The organism is Cellulosimicrobium sp. CpK407 (genome assembly GCF_051844275.1).
GTDB classification, from domain to species: Bacteria; Actinomycetota; Actinomycetes; order Actinomycetales; family Cellulomonadaceae; genus Cellulosimicrobium; species Cellulosimicrobium cellulans_G.
Window position 1 is genome coordinate 37889 of record NZ_JBGNYC010000010.1, and the last position, 21274, is coordinate 59162.

11 protein-coding genes are annotated in these 21274 nt (G+C 73.9%); 5 read left to right on the top strand and 6 right to left on the bottom strand.

Annotation, left to right across the window (positions count from 1 at the left end):
• Positions 1-102: 102 nt before the first annotated feature.
• Entirely contained in the window at positions 103-3669 is a 3567-nt protein-coding gene (locus ABWU78_RS06690; protein ID WP_439157913.1) for a DUF5979 domain-containing protein, read from the top strand.
• Positions 3670-3879: 210 nt separating this feature from the next.
• Positions 3880-13320 (top strand): DUF5979 domain-containing protein, encoded by a 9441-nt coding sequence (locus ABWU78_RS06695; RefSeq protein WP_439157914.1) that lies wholly within the window; start codon positions 3880-3882, stop codon positions 13318-13320.
• Between the two features lie 94 nt (positions 13321-13414).
• Here ABWU78_RS06695 and ABWU78_RS06700 read toward each other — a convergent pair whose 3' ends face one another.
• Positions 13415-13843 (bottom strand): SRPBCC family protein, encoded by a 429-nt coding sequence (locus ABWU78_RS06700; protein WP_439157915.1) that lies wholly within the window; start codon positions 13841-13843, stop codon positions 13415-13417.
• Positions 13844-13933: 90 nt separating this feature from the next.
• Here ABWU78_RS06700 and ABWU78_RS06705 point away from each other — a divergent pair, with 90 nt between their 5' ends.
• The gene (locus ABWU78_RS06705; protein ID WP_439157916.1) at positions 13934-14836 is read left to right on the top strand and encodes a hypothetical protein; all 903 of its coding nucleotides are present in this window, start codon (positions 13934-13936) and stop codon (positions 14834-14836) included.
• A 52-nt stretch (positions 14837-14888) separates the two neighbouring features.
• Here ABWU78_RS06705 and ABWU78_RS06710 read toward each other — a convergent pair whose 3' ends face one another.
• From ABWU78_RS06710 to ABWU78_RS06720, 3 genes are read right to left on the bottom strand one after another with little or no spacing between them, the layout of a single operon-like run.
• The gene (locus ABWU78_RS06710) at positions 14889-15383 is read right to left on the bottom strand and encodes a nucleoside deaminase (RefSeq protein WP_439157917.1); all 495 of its coding nucleotides are present in this window, start codon (positions 15381-15383) and stop codon (positions 14889-14891) included.
• A 19-nt stretch (positions 15384-15402) separates the two neighbouring features.
• Entirely contained in the window at positions 15403-16539 is a 1137-nt protein-coding gene (locus tag ABWU78_RS06715) for a threonine aldolase family protein (protein WP_439157918.1), read from the bottom strand.
• A gap of 52 nt (positions 16540-16591) precedes the next feature.
• Positions 16592-17395 (bottom strand): class I SAM-dependent methyltransferase, encoded by an 804-nt coding sequence (locus ABWU78_RS06720; protein ID WP_439157919.1) that lies wholly within the window; start codon positions 17393-17395, stop codon positions 16592-16594.
• Between the two features lie 50 nt (positions 17396-17445).
• Here ABWU78_RS06720 and ABWU78_RS06725 point away from each other — a divergent pair, with 50 nt between their 5' ends.
• Positions 17446-18036 carry a TetR/AcrR family transcriptional regulator gene (locus ABWU78_RS06725; protein WP_353708158.1) on the top strand — a complete coding sequence of 197 codons (591 nt, stop codon included), beginning with the start codon at positions 17446-17448 and terminating at the stop codon, positions 18034-18036.
• A 201-nt stretch (positions 18037-18237) separates the two neighbouring features.
• On the top strand, positions 18238-18510 hold the full coding sequence (locus ABWU78_RS06730) for a hypothetical protein (RefSeq protein WP_353708159.1): 273 nt from the start codon (positions 18238-18240) through the stop codon (positions 18508-18510).
• A gap of 46 nt (positions 18511-18556) precedes the next feature.
• On the opposite strand, the gene ABWU78_RS06735 is transcribed toward ABWU78_RS06730, so the two are convergent.
• Together ABWU78_RS06735 and ABWU78_RS06740 are read right to left on the bottom strand one after the other, a co-directional pair.
• Positions 18557-20260 carry an alpha-amylase family protein gene (locus tag ABWU78_RS06735; protein ID WP_439157920.1) on the bottom strand — a complete coding sequence of 568 codons (1704 nt, stop codon included), beginning with the start codon at positions 20258-20260 and terminating at the stop codon, positions 18557-18559.
• On the bottom strand, positions 20257-21246 hold the full coding sequence (locus ABWU78_RS06740) for a TIGR03885 family FMN-dependent LLM class oxidoreductase (protein WP_439157921.1): 990 nt from the start codon (positions 21244-21246) through the stop codon (positions 20257-20259). Before ABWU78_RS06740 ends, ABWU78_RS06735 begins: the two co-directional genes overlap by 4 nt.
• Positions 21247-21274: the final 28 nt, after the last annotated feature.

Genomic DNA, 21274 nt, shown 5'->3' on the forward strand with positions numbered 1-21274 from the left:
GGTGCGGCGCGACATGATGCCCGCACGGGGTGCCGCGTCCCGGGGCAACGGTGCGTCGGGACACGCGTGCCGTAGCCGACGTCACCGATCCTGGAGCACGGCATGACCTACCGCTCGCCCACCCGTCCCGTCGTCCTCCCCCGTGCTCGTCGGGTCACCGCGGCACTCGTCGCCGCCGTGCTCGCGCTGGCGGGTGCGGTCGCGCTGGTGGCCGGCCCGCAGGCCCGGCCCGCCGCGGCGGCGATCGGGTTCTGCCCCGACCCCGACGACTTCCCGAACGTCGGACCCGTGCCGGTCCCGGGTTTCACCGACAACAACGTCGCCGTCTACGCGGGCGGGAACTACACGGCGACGGGGACCTCGGCCGAGAGCGAGGGCGTGCTCGTCGTGCGGGGCGACGCGACGTTCGACACCCCGGGGAGCTTCAACGTGGGCACGGTCGGGGCCGGCTCGGGCATCGTGCCGGAGCCGGGGTCGCCCATGCTGCACGTCGGCGGCGTGATGAGCATCGCCGCCGGGACCAACGTCATCGTGGGCGCCAACCTCGACGGCGGCGGCGCGGTGCACGTCGGGGGCGACCTGGAGGACGCGGGCGGGCTCGACACCAACGGGGGCGCGGTCGAGACGAACATGGGCACGGGCGCCGCGCTCGCCCCGTGGGAGGGGTTCCAGACCGTGATCGTCGACGAGTCGGCCGTGCTCGGCGCGGTCCCGGCGACCGGGACCGCGGCGCGCGACGGAGGGCGCGTCACGTTCACCAGCACCGACCCGAGCAACACGACGCTCCAGGCGTTCACCGTCGACGCGGCCGTCCTCGACGGCGCGTCGGAGTTCTTCTTCGTGGGCGTCCCGGACGGCGCACCCGTCGTCGTGAACGTCGTCGGCGACGCGCCCGTCACGGTCTCGGCCGCCTACGTCGACATCAACGGCGCGCGCGTCGACGACCCGGCGAACATCGGCAACGCCGCGGCGCGGCTGATGTGGAACTTCACGGGGAGCGGCGACGTCACCGTGAGCGGCGCGGGGCAGTGGGTCGGCTCGATCCTCGCCCCGTCCGCGGACCAGGTGACGCTCACGTCGAGCACCAACGGGCGCGTCTACGCGGGCAACGACCTCACGACGTCGGGCAGCGGCAACGAGCAGCACAACTACCCCTGGATCGGCCCGGGGCCGTTCAGCTGCATCCCGTCGGCGAGCTTCGTCGTCCAGAAGACCGTCACGGGCGAGGCCGCCGCCGACGTGCCCGCGGACACGACGTTCGACGTCGAGTACACGTACGAGGAGCCGGACGGGACGACCGGCGGCGACACGCTCGTCGTGCCGATCAGCGGCGCGCTCGTCAGCGGGCCGACGCTCCCCGTCGGCACCGTCGTCACGATCACCGAGACCGACCTGCCCACGGTGCCGGGCGTCGAGTGGGGCACGCCCGTGATCCAGGTGAACGGGGAGCCGCTCGGCGACCCCGCCCAGTTCACGATCCAGGAGAACCAGACCGTCACCGTGACCGTGGTGAACACGGCGAACGGTGGTGCCGTCCCGGTGGTGGGCGGGTTCTCCGTGGCCAAGGCCGTGACGGGCGACGCCGCGGGGCTCGTCCCCGACGACACCGCGTTCCTCGTCGACTGGGACGCCACGCTCCCTGAGGGGGCCACGTACGACGGCGACCTGTCGGGCACGCTGACCGTCCTCGCGGACGGGACCGTGGTGGACGGCCCGTCCGACCTGCCGGTCGGCACGACCGTCACGCTCACGGAGCAGACGCCGCTGCCGGAGATCGAGGGCGTGGAGTGGGGCGACCCCGTGCTCAGCCCGGCGTCGCCGATCACGATCGTCGAGGGCGCGACCGGGGTCGCGGTCACGGTGACCAACGTCGCGGACGCCGTGGTCGGAGGCTTCACGGTCCAGAAGTCGCTCGAAGGCGACGCGGCCGACGTCGTCCCGTCCGAGACCGCGTTCCTCGTCGACTGGACGGCGACCGTCCCCGCGGGTGTCGCGTACGACGGCGACACGTCGGGCACGCTGACCGTCCTCGCCGACGGGAGCGTGACGGACGGCCCGTCCGACCTGCCGGTCGGCACGACCGTGACGCTCGTCGAGCAGCAGCCGCTGCCCGACGTCGACGGTGTCGTCTGGGGCCTGCCGACGCTCGAGCCCGCGTCTCCGATCACGATCGTCGAGGGGCCGACGAGCGTCGCCGTGACCGTGACCAACACGGCGATCGCGCCCGAGGAGGTCGGCGGGTTCGCGGTGCAGAAGACCGTCACGGGCGACGCGTCCGGGGCCGTGCCGCCGGGCACCGCGTTCGTCGTCGCCTGGGAGGCGGAGGTTCCGCCCGACTCCGGCTACGAGGGTCCGACCTCCGGGACGGTGACCGTGCTCGCGGACGGGACCGTCGTGGACGGCCCGCAGGACCTACCCGCGGGCACGGTCGTGACGTTCACGGAGCAGACCATGCCCGACGTCCCCGGCGTGGACTGGGGGCAGCCGACCGTCTCGCCCGGCACCGTCACCATCGGTGAGGGGGACGCGGTCGCGGGCGTGGTCGTGACGAACACGGCGACCGCGCAGGTCGGCGGGTTCTCGCTCGCGAAGACGGTCGAGGGCGACCTCGCCGGGAGCGTGCCCCCCGGGACGGCGTTCGAGGTCGAGTGGTCCGCGACCCTGCCCACGGGCTTCACGTACGACGGCCCCCTCACGGGGACGCTGACCGTGCTCGCGGACGGCACCGTGGTCGACGGCCCGCAGGACCTCCCGGTCGGGACGGTCGTGACGTTCACCGAGATCAACCTGCCGGAGGTCGACGGCGTCGTCTGGGGCGCCCCCACGTTCTCCCCGGAGACCGTGACGGTCGGCGACGAGGAGAACACCCTCGTCACGCTGACCAACACCACGCAGGACGTGGCCGAGGTCGGCGGGTTCTCCGTCGCCAAGGAGGTGACCGGCGACCGCGCGGACCTCGTGCCCGCCGGAACCGAGTTCACCGTCGCGTACTCGTACGAGCTCGACGGCACCCTCGTCGGCGGCTACCTCCAGGTCCCGGGCGACGGGACGGTCGTCGCCGGCCCGCAGAACCTCCCGGTCGGCACGGTCGTCACCTACACGGAGGCGGACCTGCCCGACGTCCCCGGCGTCGCGTGGGGCGTCCCGACGTTCAGCCCGCCGACGGTCGTCGTCGGCGACGGGCAGAACACGCTGGTCACCGCGACCAACACGGCGAACCAGGCGCTCGGCGGGTTCTCCGTGGTCAAGCGGGTGACCGGCGAGGCGTCCGACGCCGTCCCCCCGACCACGGAGTTCGTCGTGGGCTACGCGTACGACGGCCCGGACGGCGCCGTCACCGGGTCGCTCACCGTCCGCGCCGACGGGGTCGCCGTCGACGGCCCGCAGGACCTGCCCGTGGGGACGGTCGTCCGGCTCACCGAGACCGACCTGCCCGAGATCGGCGGGGTCGACTGGGGCACGCCGACCTTCACGGTCGACGGGACGGCCGTCACCGAGGTGACGGTCGGCGACGGCACGGTGGTCGTGACGCTCACCAACACCGCGGACGACGAGGAGCTCGCGATCACCGGCACCGACGCGGTGCTCGTGACCGTCCTCGCCCTGGCGTTCCTCGGGACCGGCAGCGCGCTCCTGCTGCTCCGCGCCCGGCAGCGCCGCCTCGCCTGACGCGCACCGATCGGCGGCCGGCACCCGCGCGGGTGCCGGCCGTCGTCGCGCCGGGAGGACGAGGTAGGACCGACCGGACCAAACCGTCTCAAGAGGACGAGACCGAGATCACAGCGCAGAATGCGTCATGGGGGAAGAGCAGCGATGTCTCAGAGACAGAGGAGGGCGCCGCGACCCGGGGCGCCGTCGCCGGCCTGACCAGGAGCACGCATGACCCGAGGTTCCCGCCCCCGCACGCTCGACCCCCTGCGCCGCGTCGTCGCCGCCGTCACCGCCGCGACGCTCGCGCTCGCCGGGGCCGTCGTGCTCGTCACCGGGCCCCAGGCCGCACCCTCGTTCGCCGCGGTCGGGCAGTGCCCCGACCCGGGCCAGTTCCCCGGAATCGGGAACCTGCCCCCGAAGTTCACGGACAACAACGTCTCGGTGTACGCCGGGGGGAACTTCCTCGCCACGGGGTCGGCCTCGGAGGCCGAGGGCGTGCTGGTCGTCGGCGGGAATGCGACGTTCAACCGGACTCTCAGCGGGAACTCGTTCAACGTCGGCACGGTCGGGGCGGGTTCGCAGATCGCACCGGACCCCGGCACGGTCATGCTCCACGTGGGTGGCACCCTCGACGTGGTCGCACCGACGAACGTCATCGTGGGGGCCGGCTACTCGGGCCAGGGTGGCGGTGACGTCCAGGTCGGCGCGGCGAAGACCGGTGCAGGGACGGTGGACACGAACGGCGGGGAGCTGCGGCCGAACCTCGGCGCGGCGACCGCGCTCACGCCGTTCGGTGACTTCGGGGACCAGGTCTCCCAGGCATCGATGGCGTTCGCCGGTCTGACCGGGACACCCGCCGCGGTGGCGGGCAACATCGCGACCTTCGACGGCTCGACGAGCACCGACCTGCACGTGTTCACGGTGGACGCCGCGGTGCTCAACGGCGTGAACACGCTCAACTTCGACGGGTTCGCCGACGGCTCCCCGATCGTCATCAACGTGGTGGGCGGCCCGGTCGACTTCCAGCCCAACTACTTCGCCGCGAACAACGTCCGGTTCGACGACTTCGGGAGCCCGGACTTCGGCAACTGGGCCTCGCGGATCATGTGGAACTTCGTCGACGCCGATGCGGTCCAGCTCGGCCCGGCCGGGGCGGCGCAGTTCATGGGGTCGGTCATGGCACCGGCGGCGGACGTCCAGCTGTACAACCACATGAACGGGCGGGTGTACGTCGGCGGCGACCTCACGTTCGGCGGCGAGGGCTCGCAGAGCGGCCTGGAGATCCACAACTACCCGTGGATCGGTCCGGGGCCGTTCAACTGCGTCCCGACCTCCAGCTTCGTCGTGCAGAAGACGGTGACGGGCGCCGCCGCGGCGGACGTCCCGGCCGGGACGGTGTTCACCGTCCACTACTCCTACGTCACGCCGGCACCGGACAGCGAGACCGGCGAGGGTGACCTCGAGGTCCCGCTCAACGGCAACCTCGTCCCGGGCCCGGACCTCCCCGTCGGGACCGTCGTGACGGTCTCGGAGCCGACCCTGCCGGAGGTCGACGGCGTCTCGTGGGGGTCGCCGGTGTTCCGGGTCAACGGGAACGAGCTGGGCTTCCCGGCCGAGTTCACCGTCCCCGCGGACGGCACGATGGCGAGCGTGTCCGTCGTCAACACGGCGAACGTCGGCGCACCCGCCGGCGGGTTCTCGGTGCAGAAGGCGCCGCTCCAGGGCAACGCGGCGGGCGCCGTCGACCCCGCGACGGAGTACCAGGTCGACTGGGCGGCGACGCTCCCCGAGGGGGCGACGTACGACGGCGACCTGACGGGCACGCTCACCGTGCTCGCGGACGGCGCGGTCGTCGACGGCCCGCAGGACCTGCCGGTCGGCACGACCGTGACGTTCATGGAGGTGACCCCGGACCCGGTCGACGGCGTCGTCTGGGGGACGCCCGTCGTCGAGCCCTCGACCGTGACGGTCGGTGAGGGGCAGAACACGCTCGTCACGGTGACGAACACGGCGACCACGCAGGTCGGCGGGTTCACGGTGGTGAAGATCGTGGACGGCGACGCCGCGGGGCTCGTCCCGGACGGCACGGCGTTCACGGTGACGTGGACAGCCGACATCCCCGACGGTGTCGACTACGGGGGACCGACCACGGGCGAGGGCGAGTTCTTCTGGAACGGCGAGCCCTACGCGGGTCCGGACGACCTCCCCGTCGGGACGGTCGTCACGTTCACGGAGGTCGCGCCGCCGGCGATCGACGGCGTCGTGTGGGGCACGCCGTCCATCAGCCCTGCCGAGCTCACCGTCGGGCAGGGGCAGCCCGCCATCGTCCAGGTGACGAACACCGCGAGCACCGTGAACGGCGGGTTCACGCTCCAGAAGGCTCTCCTGGGCAACGCGGCGGGCGCCGTGCCGGGCGGGACGGAGTTCCTCGTGGACTGGGCGGCGACGCTGCCGACCGGGGTCACCTATGGCGGTCCTCTCGCCGGCACGCTGACCGTGCTCGCGAACGGGACCGTGGTGGACGGCCCGCAGGACCTCCCGGTCGGGACGGTCGTAATGTTCGCCGAGCAGACGCCGCTGCCCGAGGTCGACGGGGTCCAGTGGGGCGACCCGATCATCTCGCCCGAGTCGCTCGTCGTGAGCGAGAACGGCGGGCAGCCCGTCGCGGTGACGGTCACGAACGTCGCGACGTCCGTCGTCGGCGGGTTCTCGCTGAGCAAGGCGCTCGCAGGGAACGCGGCCGGCGCCGTGCCGGACGACACCGAGTTCCTCGTCGACTGGTCGGCCGTGCTGCCGACGGGTGTCACCTACGACGGCGACCTGTCCGGGACGCTGACCGTGCTCGCGGACGGGACGGTCGTCGACGGGCCGCAGGACCTGCCGGTCGGCACGGTCGTCACGCTCACCGAGCAGACCCCGCTGCCCGAGGTGCCGAACGTCGTCTGGGGAGACCCGTCGTTCGACCCGGGCGCCCAGGTGACCGTCACCGAGAACGACGGCGCCCCCGTCGCGGTCACGGTGACGAACACCGCGACCAGCACCGTGGGCGGGTTCGCCGTCGCCAAGGACGTCGTCGGCGACGCCGAGGGCCTCGTGCCGGAGAGCACGCCGTTCTCGGTGACGTGGGTCGCGACGCTGCCCTCGGGGGTCACCTACGACGGGTTCCTCACGGGGACGCTGACCGTCCTGGCCGACGGGACGGTCGTGGACGGACCGCAGGACCTCCCGGTCGGGACGACCGTGACGTTCTCCGAGTCGACGCTCCCGACGATCCCGAACGTCGTCTGGGGCGACCCGTCGTTCGACCCCGCCACGCTGACCGTCACGGAGACCGGGGACACCCCGACGCTCGTGACCGTGACGAACACGGCGTCGAACGTCGTGGGCGGCTTCACGCTGCAGAAGGACGTCCAGGGGAACGCGGCCGGGATCGTGCCCGACATCACCACCTTCACGGTCACCTGGATCGCGGTCCTGCCCCCGGACGTCGCCTACGCCGGCGACCTGTCCGGCACGCTGACCGTCCGGGCCGACGGGACCGTGGTGGACGGCCCGGCGGACCTCCCGGTGGGCACCGTGGTGACCTTCGCCGAGCAGACGCCGCTGCCCGAGGTCGGCGACGTCGTGTGGGGTCCGCCGTCGTTCACCCCGGCCCAGCTCACGGTCACCGAGAACGACGGCGAGCCCGTCGCGGTCACGGTGACGAACACCGCGAACGCGGTCGTCGGGTCGTTCGGCGTCGCGAAGGCGCTCGCGGGCAACGCCGCCGGGCTGGTGCCCCGCGACACCGCGTTCCTCGTGGACTGGAACGCGGACATCCCGGACGGCGTCGACTACGACGGCGACACGTCCGGCACCCTCACCGTCCTCGCCGACGGCACGGTCGTGGACGGCCCGACCGACCTGCCCGTCGGGACGGTCGTGACACTGAGCGAGCAGACCCCGCTCCCGGAGATCGACGGCGTCGTGTGGGGCACGCCGTCCTACGACCCGGGGACCACAGTCACCATCACCGAGAACGCCGGCGCGCCGGTCGTCGTGACGCTGACGAACACCGCGACCACGGTGGACGGCGGGTTCTCGGTCGCCAAGGCGCTGACCGGGAACGCGGCCGGGCTGGTGCCCGGTGCCACCGCGTTCCTCGTCGACTGGTCGGCGGTGCTGCCCGACGGCGTCACGTACGGGGGCCCGCTGACCGGGACCGTGACCGTGCTCGCGAGCGGGGCCGTCGTCGACGGCCCGCAGGACCTCCCCGTGGGCACCACGGTGACGTTCACCGAGCGCGCCCCGCTGCCGTCGGTCGACGGCGTGGTCTGGGGCGTGCCGTCCTTCGCGCCCACGTCGACGCTCGTCGTCGTGGAGAACGGGGGCGACCCCGTCACGGTGACGGTCACCAACACGGCATCGACGGTGGACGGCGGGTTCACGGTGGCCAAGGCCGTGACCGGGAACGCCGCCGGCCTCGTGCTGGACGACACCGAGTTCGTCGTGGGCTGGAGCGCGATCCTCCCCGAGGGCGTGACGTACGACGGCGACCTGTCCGGGACGCTGACGGTGCTCGCCGACGGGACGGTCGTGGCCGGCCCGGCGGACCTCCCCGTGGGGACGGTCGTGACGTTCACGGAGCAGACTCCGCTCCCGGAGGTCGACGGCGTCGTGTGGGGCGAGCCCGCACTCGACCCCGGAGCCGAGGTGACGATCGTCGAGGGCGCGACGGGCGTCGCGGTGACCGTGACGAACACGGCGAGCACCGTGAACGGCGGCTTCGCGCTCGCCAAGTCGGTCGCGGGGAACGCGGCCGGCGCGGTGCCGGGCGACACGGCGTTCCTCGTGGACTGGACGGCGACGCTCCCCGACGACGTGACCTACGACGGCGACCTGTCCGGGACGCTGTCGGTCCTGGCGGACGGGACCGTCGTGGACGGTCCGCAGGACCTGCCCGTGGGCACGGTCGTGACGTTCGCGGAGCAGACGCCGCTGCCCGAGGTGCCGAACGTGGTGTGGGGCACCCCGACGTACGCGCCGGGCGCCGAGCTGACGATCACCGAGAACGGTGGTGCACCCGTCGCGGTGACGGTGACGAACACGGCGACGAGCGTCGTCGGCGGGTTCACGGTCCACAAGGCGCTCGCGGGGAACGCCGCCGGAGCTGTGCCGGACGAGACCGCGTTCCTCGTCGACTGGACCGCGGCGGTCCCCGACGGGATCGACTACGACGGCGACGTGTCCGGGACCCTCACGGTGCTCGCGGACGGGACGGTCGTGGACGGTCCGGCCGACCTCCCGGTGGGCACCGTGGTGACCTTCGCCGAGCAGACGCCGCTCCCCGACGTGCCGAACGTGGTCTGGGGGACGCCGACGTTCGCGCCGAGCGCCCAGGTGACGATCGTCGAGGGCGCGACGGGCGTCGAGCTCAGCGTGACGAACACGGCGACGAGCGTCGTCGGTGGCTTCACGCTGCAGAAGGACGTGACCGGGAACGCCGCGGGCCTCGTGCCGGCCGACACCGCGTTCTCCGTGACCTGGGTGGCGACGCTCCCTGCGGGCGTGACGTACGACGGGTTCCTCACCGGGACGCTGACGATCCTGGCCGACGGGACCGTCGTGGACGGCCCGCAGGACCTGCCGGTGGGCACCACGGTGACGTTCACCGAGGCGACGCCTCCCGCGGTCGACGGCGTCACGTGGGGCGCGGTGTCCGTGGACCCCGCGACGCTGACGGTCGCCGAGAACGGTGGGGCGCCGTCCGCGGTGACCGTGACGAACACCGCGAACGCGGTGACCGGGTCGTTCGGGGTGGCCAAGGCGCTCGCGGGGAACGCGGCCGGCGCGGTGCCGGACGACACGGCGTTCCTCGTCGACTGGACCGCGACGATCCCGGCCGGGGTCGACTACGACGGCGACACGTCCGGCACGCTGAGCGTGCTCGCGAACGGGACCGTCGCGGACGGTCCGGCGGACCTGCCGGTCGGCACGGTCGTGACGTTCGCGGAGCAGACGCCGCTGCCCGAGGTGCCGAACGTGGTGTGGGGGACGCCGGAGATCTCGCCGAAGTCGGTGACGATCGCCGAGGGCGACGAGCCGGTCGTGGTGACGGTGACGAACACGGCGACGAGCGTCGTCGGCGGGTTCTCGCTGGCGAAGTCGGTCGTGGGCGACGCGGCCGGGATCGTGCCGGACGACACGGCGTTCCTCGTCGACTGGACCGTGACCCTGCCGGGCGGCGTGACCTACGACGGCGACCTGTCCGGCACGCTGACGGTGCTCGCCGACGGGACGGTCGTCGACGGCCCGCAGGACCTCCCCGTCGGGACGGTCGTGACGTTCGCGGAGCGGACGCCGCTCCCCGCCGTGCCGGGCGTCGTCTGGGGCGAGCCGTCGTTCGCGCCGGGTGCCGAGCTGACGATCGTGGAGAACGACGGGCAGCCCGTCGCCGTGACGGTGACCAACACGGCGACGAGCGTCGTCGGCGGGTTCGCCGTGCAGAAGGCGCTCGCGGGCGACGCGGCGGGCATCGTGCCGGGCGGGACGGAGTTCCAGGTCGGCTGGTCCGCGACGCTGCCGGACGGCGTGACGTACGCGGGCGACCTGTCCGGGACCCTGACGGTGCTCGCGGACGGGACCGTCGTGGACGGCCCGCAGGACCTCCCCGTCGGGACGGTCGTGACGCTCGCGGAGCAGACGCCGCTGCCCGGGGTCCCGAACGTCGTGTGGGGCGACCCGGTCGTCTCCCCGGAGTCGGTCACCGTCACGGAGACCGGCGAGACGCCGACCCTCGTGACGGTGACGAACACCGCGACGAGCGTCGTCGGCGGGTTCGCCGTGGCCAAGGCGCTCGCCGGGAACGCGGCGGGGGTCGTGCCGGACGGCACGGCATTCCTCGTCGACTGGTCCGCGACGCTGCCGGACGGCGTGACGTATGCGGGCGACCTGTCCGGGACCCTCACGGTGCTCGCGGACGGGACCGTCGTGGACGGCCCGCAGGACCTGCCGGTGGGGACGGTCGTGACGTTCGCCGAGCAGATGCCGCTGCCCGACGTGCCGGACGTCGTGTGGGGGACCCCGGAGATCTCCCCGGAGTCCGTGACGATCACGGAGACCGGGGACACCCCCACCACGGTCACCGTGACGAACACGGCGACGAGCGTCGTCGGCGGCTTCACGCTGCAGAAGTCCGTCATCGGTGACGCCGCGGGGATCGTGCCGGGCGACACGGAGTTCTCCGTGACGTGGGTCGCGACCCTCCCGCCGGACGTCACGTACGACGGGTTCCTCACCGGGACGCTGACGATCCTCGCGGACGGCACGGTCGTGGACGGACCGCAGGACTTGCCGGTCGGGACCACGGTGACCTTCACCGAGGCCACCCCGCCGACGGTCCCGGACGTCACGTGGGGCGCCGTGTCCGTGGACCCGGCGCAGCTCGCGGTCACGGAGAACGACGGCGAGCCCGTCGCGGTCACGGTGACCAACACCGCGAACGCGGTGACCGGGTCGTTCGGGGTGGCCAAGGCGCTCGCGGGGAACGCGGCCGGCGTGGTGCCGGACGACACGGCGTTCCTCGTCGACTGGACGGCGACCCTGCCCGACGGCGTGACGTACCCCGGCCCGCTCACCGGCACCCTCACGGTGCTCGCGGACGGGACCGTCACCGACGGCCCGGACGACCTGCCGGTGGGGACGGTCGTGACGTTCGCGGAGCAGACGCCGCTGCCCGAGGTGCCGAACGTGGTGTGGGGCACGCCGGAGATCTCGCCGGAGTCGGTGACGATCGCCGAGGCCGACGAGCCGGTCGTGGTGACCGTGACGAACACGGCGACGAGCGTCGTCGGCGGGTTCTCGGTGGCCAAGGAACTGGCCGGGAACGCGGCGGGGATCGTGCCGGACGACACGGCGTTCCTCGTGGACTGGTCAGCGACGCTCCCCGCGGGCGTCACCTACCCCGGCCCGCTGGCGGGCACCGTCACGGTGCGCGCGGACGGGACGGTCGTGGACGGCCCGCAGGACCTCCCCGTGGGGACGGTCGTGACGTTCGCGGAACAGACGCCGCCGAACGTGCCGGACGTCGTCTGGGGCACCCCGACGATCTCGCCGGAGTCGGTGACGATCACCGAGACCGGTGACACCCCGACGGCGGTCACCGTGACGAACACGGCGACGAGCGTCGTCGGCGGGTTCTCGCTGCAGAAGGCGCTGATCGGCGACTCGGCCGGGGTCGTCCCGGGCGACACGGCGTTCCTCGTGGACTGGTCGGTGGTCCTGCCCGACGGCGTGACGTACGACGGCGACCTGTCCGGGACCCTCACGGTGCTCGCGGACGGGACCGTCGTGGACGGGCCGACGGACCTGCCCGTGGGCACGGTCGTGACGTTCGCGGAGCAGACGCCGCTGCCGGAGGTCCCGGGCGTCGCGTGGGGCGAGCCGAGCCTCGACCCCGAGGGCGCGCTGACGATCACGGAGAACGACGGCGAGCCGGTGGCGGTGACCGTCACGAACACCGCGGACACCGTGCTCGGCACGTTCACCGTCGCCAAGGCGCTCACCGGCGCCGCGGCCGGCGCGGTCCCGGAGGACACGGCGTTCACCGTGACCTGGTCGGCGACCGTACCCGACGGCGTCGCGTTCGACGGCCCGACGAGCGGCACGCTCACGGTCCTCGCGGACGGGACGGTCGTCGACGGGCCCGAGCTGCCGTACGGCTCCGCCGTGACGCTCGCCGAGCCGACGTTCCCCGCCGTCCCCGGTATCGCGTGGGGCACGCCGTCGTTCGACCCGGCCACGGTCGTGGTCGGGGCCGCCGGCGCCCCGGTGGCGGTCACGGTGACGAACACGGCGGTCGCGCAGGCCGGCGGGTTCACCGTGCACAAGGAGGTCGGTGGCGACGCCGCGAGCCTCGTCCCGGCCGGCACGGCGTTCCAGGTCGACTGGACCGCCGTGCTCCCGGCCGGGGTCGAGTACGACGGCGCCACGGAGGGCACGCTCACCGTCCTCGCCGACGGCACCGTGGTCGCCGGGCCGCAGGACCTGCCCGCAGGGACCGAGGCGACGTTCACCGAGCGCACCCCGCTGCCGGAGGTCCGGGGCGTCCTCTGGGGCGCGCCGACGTTCACGGTGGACGGCGTGGCCGTCGACCCGGCGACCGTCACGGTCGTCGCGGACACCGCGGTCGCGGTCACCCTGACCAACACCGCGAACGACGCGCACCTCGTCGGCGGGTTCGCCGTGCACAAGGTGGTCACCGGGAGCGCCGCGGGCCGGGTGCCCGACGACACCACGTTCACGGTCGCCTGGACCGCCGACGTCCCGGGCGGGACGCTCTACGACGGCCCGACGTCGGGGCGCCTCACGGTCCGCGCCGACGGCACGGTCGTCACGGGCCCCGCGGACCTCCCCGAGGGGACCGTCGTGACGCTCGGCGAGGTGGACCTGCCGAGCATCGACGGCGTCCGGTGGGGCACGCCGGCCTTCACGGTCGACGGCGAGCGCACCACCCGGCTGACGGTCGCCGTCGGCGAGGTGGCGGACGTGACGCTCACCAACACGGCGAGCACGACCGGGGGTCTCGCCGTGACCGGCGCGACCACGGGCGGGCTCGTCGGCCTGGGCGCGCTGCTCGTCCTCGGCGGGGCCGCGCTGCTCACCGTGACGAGGCGCCTCCGGACCGCCTGACGGGCATGACGCCGTCGCCCACCGCGACGGGCGACGGGTCGGTCACCCCGCGGGGTGACCGACCCGTCGTCGTCGCCGCGAGTGGCGCCTGACCTCAGTCGTGGCCCGCGAGCGTCGCGAGGGCCTTGGTCCACAGCGCGTGCGCGCGCTCCGCGCGCTCGGCCGTCTCGATGTTGCGCTCGACGACGCGCACGCGCGTCCCGGAGTCGTCCGGCTCGAGCGTGATGGCGATGTCGTGGTAGTTCTCGGGGAGGTCGGGCAGGCCCATCGTGGGGGAGAAGTGCGTGAAGTGCAGCAGCCGCGGGCGCTCGACCGCGACGACGGTGCCCCAGTCCGCGAACTCGCGGCCCATGTAGTGCCCCTCGAACGTGACGGGGCTGCCGGGCCGGAAGTCGGTCTCGACGTTCATGCCGAGCATCCAGCGGGCACTCGGGTGCAGCAGCTCGGCCCACACGACCTGCGGCGGCCGCGCGACGTGGATCTCGGCGGTCGTGCTGTGCTCGGTCAGGGTCGGGTCGGTCATGAGTACCTCCGGGGGCTCGGGGGCGGGGGCCCGCTTCTGGGGCGACGGTAGACCCTCCGGGCGGCACCGGCAGCCGGTAGGTTCGGGCGCGTGACCCGACTCGTGCTCGTCCACGGCCGCGACAACCAGGGCCTCGACGCCGACGTCCTTGACCGCACCTGGACCACCGTGCTGGACGCGGGGCTGCGCGCGGCGGGATCGAGCCGCGTGCTGCACGACGCCGACACGTCGTTCGTCTTCTACGGCGACACCCTCGCGGGGCTCGTCGCGGGCGACGTGGAGCCGCCGCCGGTGACGGTGCACGCGCTGGATGTCCTGCCCGGCGACGAGCTCGCGTTCGTCGCGGCCGTCGTCGAGGAGGTGCTGCGGGGAGCGGGAGCGGGCGTGCCGGCGCGCCCCGAGGGCGCCGGGGTCGGTGCGGGGGAGTGGCTGAACCTGCTGCTGTCCGCGCTCGACCGGTACGTGCCCGGCCTGAGCAGCGGCGTCGTCGTGCTGCTCGCGCGCGACGTGTGGGCGTACCTGCACGACGACGCCGTGCGCAGGACGATCGACGACGCGCTCGCGGCCGCGATCCCGACCGACGGCCCGGCCGTCGTCGTCGCGCACTCGCTCGGGTCGGTCGTCGCGTACTCGGTGCTGCGCGAGCACCCCGACGCCGCGCGGTGGGACGTGCCGCTGCTGCTCACGCTGGGCTCCCCGCTCGCGATCCGGGCGATCCGCGACGTCCTCGCCGCGCGCGCCCCGCTGCGCGTGCCCGCGCCGGTGCGCCGCTGGGTCGCGGCGCGCGACCGCCGGGACGCGCTCGCGCTCCACGGCCTCGGACCTGCGGCGTTCCCGCTCGACCCGCCGAGGCCCGCGATCGAGGAACTCGTCGTCGCGAACGCGGCGCCGGGCCACCACGCGGCAGCCGTGCTGTTCTCCGACGGCAGCCCGGCGGGCTACCTCGCGCTCCCGGAGGTGGCGGGCACGGTGGCGGCCGCGCTGGACGGCTGACGCGACCTGTCAGCGCGAGGTCGCGGCAGGGCGCGACGTCGTGCTGACAGGTTCACGACACGCCGTGGAGGCGCGCGTGCAGCGACCGGATCTCGGGGGCGAGCTCGTAGGCCGGGCCGCGCACGGGCACGCCCGGCGCGACGTCGCCGATCGCGAGCGGGCGCACGGGTCCGGGCGCCACGCGCCACTCGTCGAGCCAGCCGACGAGCTGCGTCGTGCTCGACGCGTAGACGATCGGCCCGAGCCCGACCCAGGCGTGCGCCGCGCTGCACATCGCGCAGTGCTCGCCGGACGTGTAGACGGTCGCGTCGCGACGCTCCTCGGGCGTCAGGTGCTCGGCGGCCCAGCGGGCGATCTCGAACTCCGGGTGCCGGGTCGCGTCGCCGTCCTTCACGCGGTTGCGGTCCTCGAACCGCACGGCTCCGTCGCGGTCGACGAGGAGCGAGCCGAACGGCTCGTCGCCGTCGTCGAGCGCCTCGCGCGCGAGCTCGACGCAGCGGCGCAGGTGCACGAGGTCGTCCGGGGTGGGGAGGGCCTCGGGAGTCATGGCGCCCATCCTCGCCCGGTCAGCGTGCGAGCGCGAGGACGCTGCGCACGTCCGCGACGAACCCGTCCACGTCGTCCGGGGTCGTGTCCCACGCGCACATCCACCGGACCTCGACCCGGTCGGCGGTCTCGCCCGGTCCCCAGTCGTAGAAGCGGTGGCGCTCGCGCAGGCGCTCCACGGCCGCGCGGGGGAGCGTCGCGAAGACCGCGTTGACGAGCGTGGGCTGCGTGAAGGCGAGGCCGGTCGGGGTGGCGCGCACGGCGTCGTCCGGCCCGAGCGCGGCGGGGACGACGACGTCCGCGAGCCCCGCGCGCAGGCGCGCCGCCATCGCGTTCGCGTGCCGTGCGTTGCGCAGCCAGAGCTCGTCCGCGTCCGCGATCTCGTCGACCTCGGCGACGGCGTCGCCCACCGGCTCGAACAGCGCGAGGAGCTGCGCGGAGACGTAGCGCATCTTGGACGCGAGCTGCATCGTCGCCTTGCGCACGAACTCGACGCCGTCGACGGCCGACGGGTCGAGCACGACGACCGCCTCCCCGAGCGCGAGCCCGTTCTTGGTGCCGCCGAACGACAGCACGTCCACACCCGCGTCGGTCGTGAGGGCGCGCAGCGGCACGTCGAGCGCGGCGGCGGCGTTCGCGAGGCGCGACCCGTCGAGGTGCACGCGCATGCCGCGCGCGTGCGCGGCGTCGGCCACCGCGCGGATCTCGGCGGGCGTGTAGAGCGTGCCGAGCTCCGTGGCCTGCGTGAGGGACACGACGAGCGGCTGCGCGCGGTGCGGGTCGCCGAGGTCGCCCGCGAACCGCTCCACGGCGTCGGGCGTCAGCTTCCCGTCCGACGCCGGGACCGCGAGCACCTTGATCCCGCCGACGCGCTCGGGCGCACCGTTCTCGTCCGTGTTGAGGTGCGCGTGCTCGGTCGCGACGACCGCGCCCCAGCGCGGCAGCATCGCCATGAGCGCCACGACGTTCGCACCCGTCCCCGTGAGCACCGGGTACGCGGTGGCGTCCGGGCCGAAGCGGGCTCTCACGGCGTCCTGGAGGCGCGCCGTCCACGGGTCCTCGCCGTACGAGATCTCGTGCCCGGCGCTCGCCGCGGCGAGCGCGGCGAGGACGTCGGGATGGGCGGGGGAGTAGTTGTCCGAGGCGAACGAGGTCACGTGCCCAGCGTAAGGACCCGATCGCCTGGCGGCGCTCGTCGGTGCGTCTCCGTCAGAGGCGCCGCGCCACGGTGGCGTGGGTGGTGTACCGCATCGTGAAGGTTCCTCCGTGCGCGTCGACGACTGCGCCGAGCCCGTTCAGCAGCAGGGTGAGCTGGTCGGCGGGGATGAGGTGGTGTCCACCGTTGGTGGGGACCTGGTCGAGCCAGGCTTGCCGGGTGATCGTGGCGGTCCAGGCGAGCTGCAACCGCTCGGGCGGGGCGAAGTCGCCGGTCCGCAGCAGCCCCGCCTCGGCCGGTTCGAGGAACCGGTCCTGTCCGGTGGTGGCCGACGTGGCGAAGGGAGTGAACGGCAGGCCCGTGTCGACGTCCCGGTAGACCCGGGCGAAGGCGGACGCGACCGCCGGTTCGGGCTCGGCGGCGTTCCAGAACAGGGCGATGCGGCCGCCTGGGCGCACGACCCGTGCCGCCTGCCGGGCACCGGTGTCAGGGTCCACCCAGTGCCAGGTCTGCCCGGCGATCACGGCGTCGAACGTGCGTCCCGCCGGGTCCCACTCCTCGAACCTGGCGGTCTCGACGACGAACCCCTTGGACCGCGCGACCTCGGCCATCCGCTCGTCGACCTCGATACCGACGACGTCGGCCCCGGCCGCTCGGAACGGCAGCGCGGACAACCCGGTCCCGATGCCGACGTCGAGGACGCGTCGACCGTCGAGCCCGTCGAGGACGGCGTCGGCGAGGGCCCGCGGATAGTGAGGTCGAGTGCGGTCGTACCGGGTGGCGTCGGTCCCGAAGGACTCGGCGATCCGGCGCTGCTGGTGCGGCATGGGTTCGGGCGACGGCGATAGAGTGACCATGCGCCCACTTTAAGTGGGCACATGCCCACTGTCGACGTGACGGGAGAAGGATGCCGACCGGAGTGGCCCTGCGCGACGCTCAGGCACAGCTGTTCGCAGCGGCGCAGCGCGTCCTCGTGCGCGACGGCGCGGGCGGACTGACGAGCCGGTCCGTCACCGACGAGGCCGGCGTCGCCAAAGGGGTGCTGCACCGGCACTTCGACGACTTCGACGACTTCCTGGCCGAGCTCGTGCGCACGCACGTCGCGCGGGTCGAGGCGGACCTCGCCGGACTCGCCGAGGTGCACCAGGCGTCGACCATGGTCCGTGCGCTCCAGGTGGTGTTCACGCCCGTCACGCTCGAGCTCGTCCGCCTGACGATCGCCCGAGACGGCCTGCGCGCACGCCTCCGGTCCTCGACCCCGCGCGGGATCCCGGTCTTGACCGAGGCGGCCGTCGCCCTCGCACAGCGTCTCCGGGACGAGACGGCCTCCGGGTCGTCCGCCACGCACCTGGATCCCGACATGCTCGCGCGCACCCTTATCGGCACCGGGCACCTGCTCTTCGCCGGCGAGACGCCGGACACCGCCACGGTCGAGGAGATCGTGGCCGCCGTGCTCCAGGGCGGAGACGGTGCGTCAGCGACGAGGGCTGACCCGTGACACCGCTCGTCGCTCGGAACGGGCGCTGTCCGGCGAAGGCCGAGGTGCCGGTGCTCCGTCCGCGTCGCGCGCCGGGTCTTGCCAGGAACGCACCGCGGCGTGCGGGGGCAGGAAGGGTCGCCGGGGCGAGCGAGCGGGCGCGCACCTGCCTAGCGTCGAAGGGACGCCCGACCGGGCGCCGCGAGCAGCGGAGGAGCAGCCATGACCACGAACAGCCCCGGCCCCGCCGACCCGGACCGGCCCGCCGACCCAGGCCGACCGGTCGAGCCCGTGCGGCCCGCGGAGCCGACCGTCGAGCCGCCGAAGTCCCCGGGACCGCCCCCGGACCCGTCGGAGCCGCCGCGCGACCCGAGCCACGCGGACCCGGTCCCCGGCGAGCCGCGACCGTCCGACCCGGTCCCCGACTCGCCGCCCGACTGGCCGTCGTCGCCGGGCCGGCCGGTCGGCCCGGACGAGCCGAGCCACGACGACTGAGGACGGTCCGCGCGGCGCTCCCGGGTGCGGCTGAACGGACGCCGGATCACAGGAGCCGGCGCGTGCCCGGGTGCGTGACGCGCAGCCAGCGGTAGCCGTAGCCGTCGAGCCGGACCTCGGCGGTCCCGTCGGGGTCCGGCTCGACGTCGTCCGCGTCGAGCAGGTCGACGAGGCGCGCCTCCGCGGGCAGGTCGCCGAGCGCGAGCCGGACGACGACCGGGTTCGCGGACAGGTTGTGGACGGTGACCATCGACGCCTCCTGCCACGTGCTGCGCAGCGCGAGGACGGACGGCTCCGCCTGGTCGAGCACGTCGACCTCGCCCCAGCCCAGCTCGGGGCACTCGCGGTAGCGGTGCGCGAGCAGGCGCACGAACGTCAGCAGCGAGTCCGGGTCGCGCCGCTGGTCCGCGACGTTGACGTGCTCGGGCGCGTAGCCGTCGCCGGGAACGGGCCCCGCGAGCCGGCGCGCGGGGGCGCGCGAGAAGCCGCCGTTGCGCTCCGACGTCCACTGCATCGGGGTCCGCACGGCGAGCCGTCCGTCAGCGGCGAGGTTCTCGCCCATGCCGATCTCCTCGCCGTAGAAGAGGACCGGCGTCCCCGGGAGCGCGAAGAGCAGCGAGTACACCATCCGGACGCGGCGCGGGTCGCCGCCCAGCATGGGCGGGAGCCGACGGCGCAGGCCGCGCCCGTAGAGCTGCATGTCCTCCTCGGGTCCGAACGCGGCGAAGACCTCCTGGCGCTCGTCGTCGGAGAGCTTGTCGAGCGTCAGCTCGTCGTGGTTGCGCACGAACGTCGCCCACTGCGCGTCGTGGGGGATCGGGGGGCGCGCGGCGAGCGACGCGGCGAGCGGACCGGCGTCGTGCCGCGCGAGCGACAGGTACAGCGCCTGCATGCCGTTGAAGTCGAACTGGAGCGTCAGCTCGGAGCTCGACGGTCCGGACTCGCTCCCGTCCCCCGTCCCGTCGTCGCCGAAGTAGAGGCGCTGTTCCGCGAACGGCAGGTTGACCTCGCCCATGAGGATCGAGTCGCCCGCGCGGCGCGAGAGGAACGAGCGCAGCGCGCGCAGGAAGTCGTGCGGGTCCTCGATCTCGTCCGACGGGTTCGCCGCCGCGTCCCCGAGGAAGAACGGGACGGCGTCGACCCGGAAGCCCGAGAGGCCGAGCTGGATCCAGTAGCCCATCGTCTTCGCGATCGCGTCCCGGACCTTCGGGTTGGCGGTGTTGAGGTCCGGCATGTGGCGGTAGAAGCGGTGGCGGTACCACTCGCCCGTGCGATCGTCCTTCGTCCAGATGCCCTCCTCCTGGTCGGGGAAGATCACCTGGTCCGTCGTGGGCGGCGGCTCGTCGGCGCGCCACACGTAGAAGTCGCGATACGGGTTGTCCGTGCTCGCGCGCGAGGCCTTGAACCACGGGTGCCGGTCGGAGGTGTGGTTGACCACGAGGTCGGCGATGACGCGGATGCCGCGGTCGTGCGCCGTCCGGACCAGCTCGACGAGGTCCCCGACGTCGCCGAGCCGCGGGTCGACCGCGAGGAAGTCGGTGATGTCGTACCCGTCGTCGCGGTCGGCGGTCGGGTAGAACGGCATGAGCCACAGGCACGTGACCCCGAGGTCGGCGAGGTGGTCGAGGCGCTGCACCAGCCCGGCGAGGTCGCCCACGCCGTCGTCGTCCCAGTCCATGAACGTCTCGACGTCCAGGCAGTAGACCACCGCGTTCTTCCACCAGAGGTCGCCCGTGTCGCTGATCCTCACGCCGCACCCCCGCCGGTCGTCGTGGTCGCCGTCCGCAGGAGCGGCAGCAGCGTCTCGCCCGCCGCGTCGAGGAACGCGTCCTGCTCCTGCCCCACGTGGTGCAGGTAGACCTCGTCGAACCCGCACGCCGCGAGCTCGGCGACGCGGTCCGCGAACCGCTCGGCGTCGTGCTCGACGAGGACCGTCCCGCGCACCTCCTCCGGACGCACGAGGTCCGCGACGGCGTCGAACTGCTCGGGCGTCTCCAGGTGCCAGCTCACGCTCGGCGGCAGCAGGTTGGAGCGCCACTGGTCGTGCGCGACGGCGAAGGCGGCCTCGTCGTCGTCGCCCCACGCGACGTGGACCTGGAGGGCCAGCGGCCCCCGGCCGCCCGCGTCGCGGTACTCGCCGACGACACGGCGCAGCGACTCGACCGGCTGGTTGACGGTCACGAGACCGTCGGCCCAGTCCGCGTGCCGGCGCGCCGTCGCCGGGGTGACGGCCGGGCCCACGAGGCGCGGGACGACGTCGGGCAGCGACCACACGCGCGCACGGTCCACGGTGACGTGGCCGTGGTGCGTGACCTCCTCGCCCGCGAGCAGCGCGCGGATCACGTCCACGCACTCGCGCAAGCGTGCGTCCCGCTCGGCCTTGGTGGGCCACGGGTCGCCCGTGACGTGCTCGTTCATGGCCTCGCCCGAGCCGAGCGCCGCCCAGAACCGGCCCGGGAACATCGCACCGAGCGTCGCGACCGCCTGCGCGACGACCGCCGGGTGGTAGCGCTGGCCGGGCGCCGTGACGACGCCGAACGGCAGGTCCGTGCTGGCGAGCGCGGCGCCGAGCCAGGACCAGGCGTGCCCCGACTCGCCCTGCCGCACGCTCCAGGGCGCGAGGTGGTCGGAGCACATCGCGGCGTCGAACCCCACCTCCTGGGCACGCCGTGCGGCACCCAGCAGAGGGCCCGGGGCGATCTGCTCGTGGGACGCGTGAAAACCGAGGGAGGCCATGGCGCCAGTGAACCGAGGGTCCGGGTGA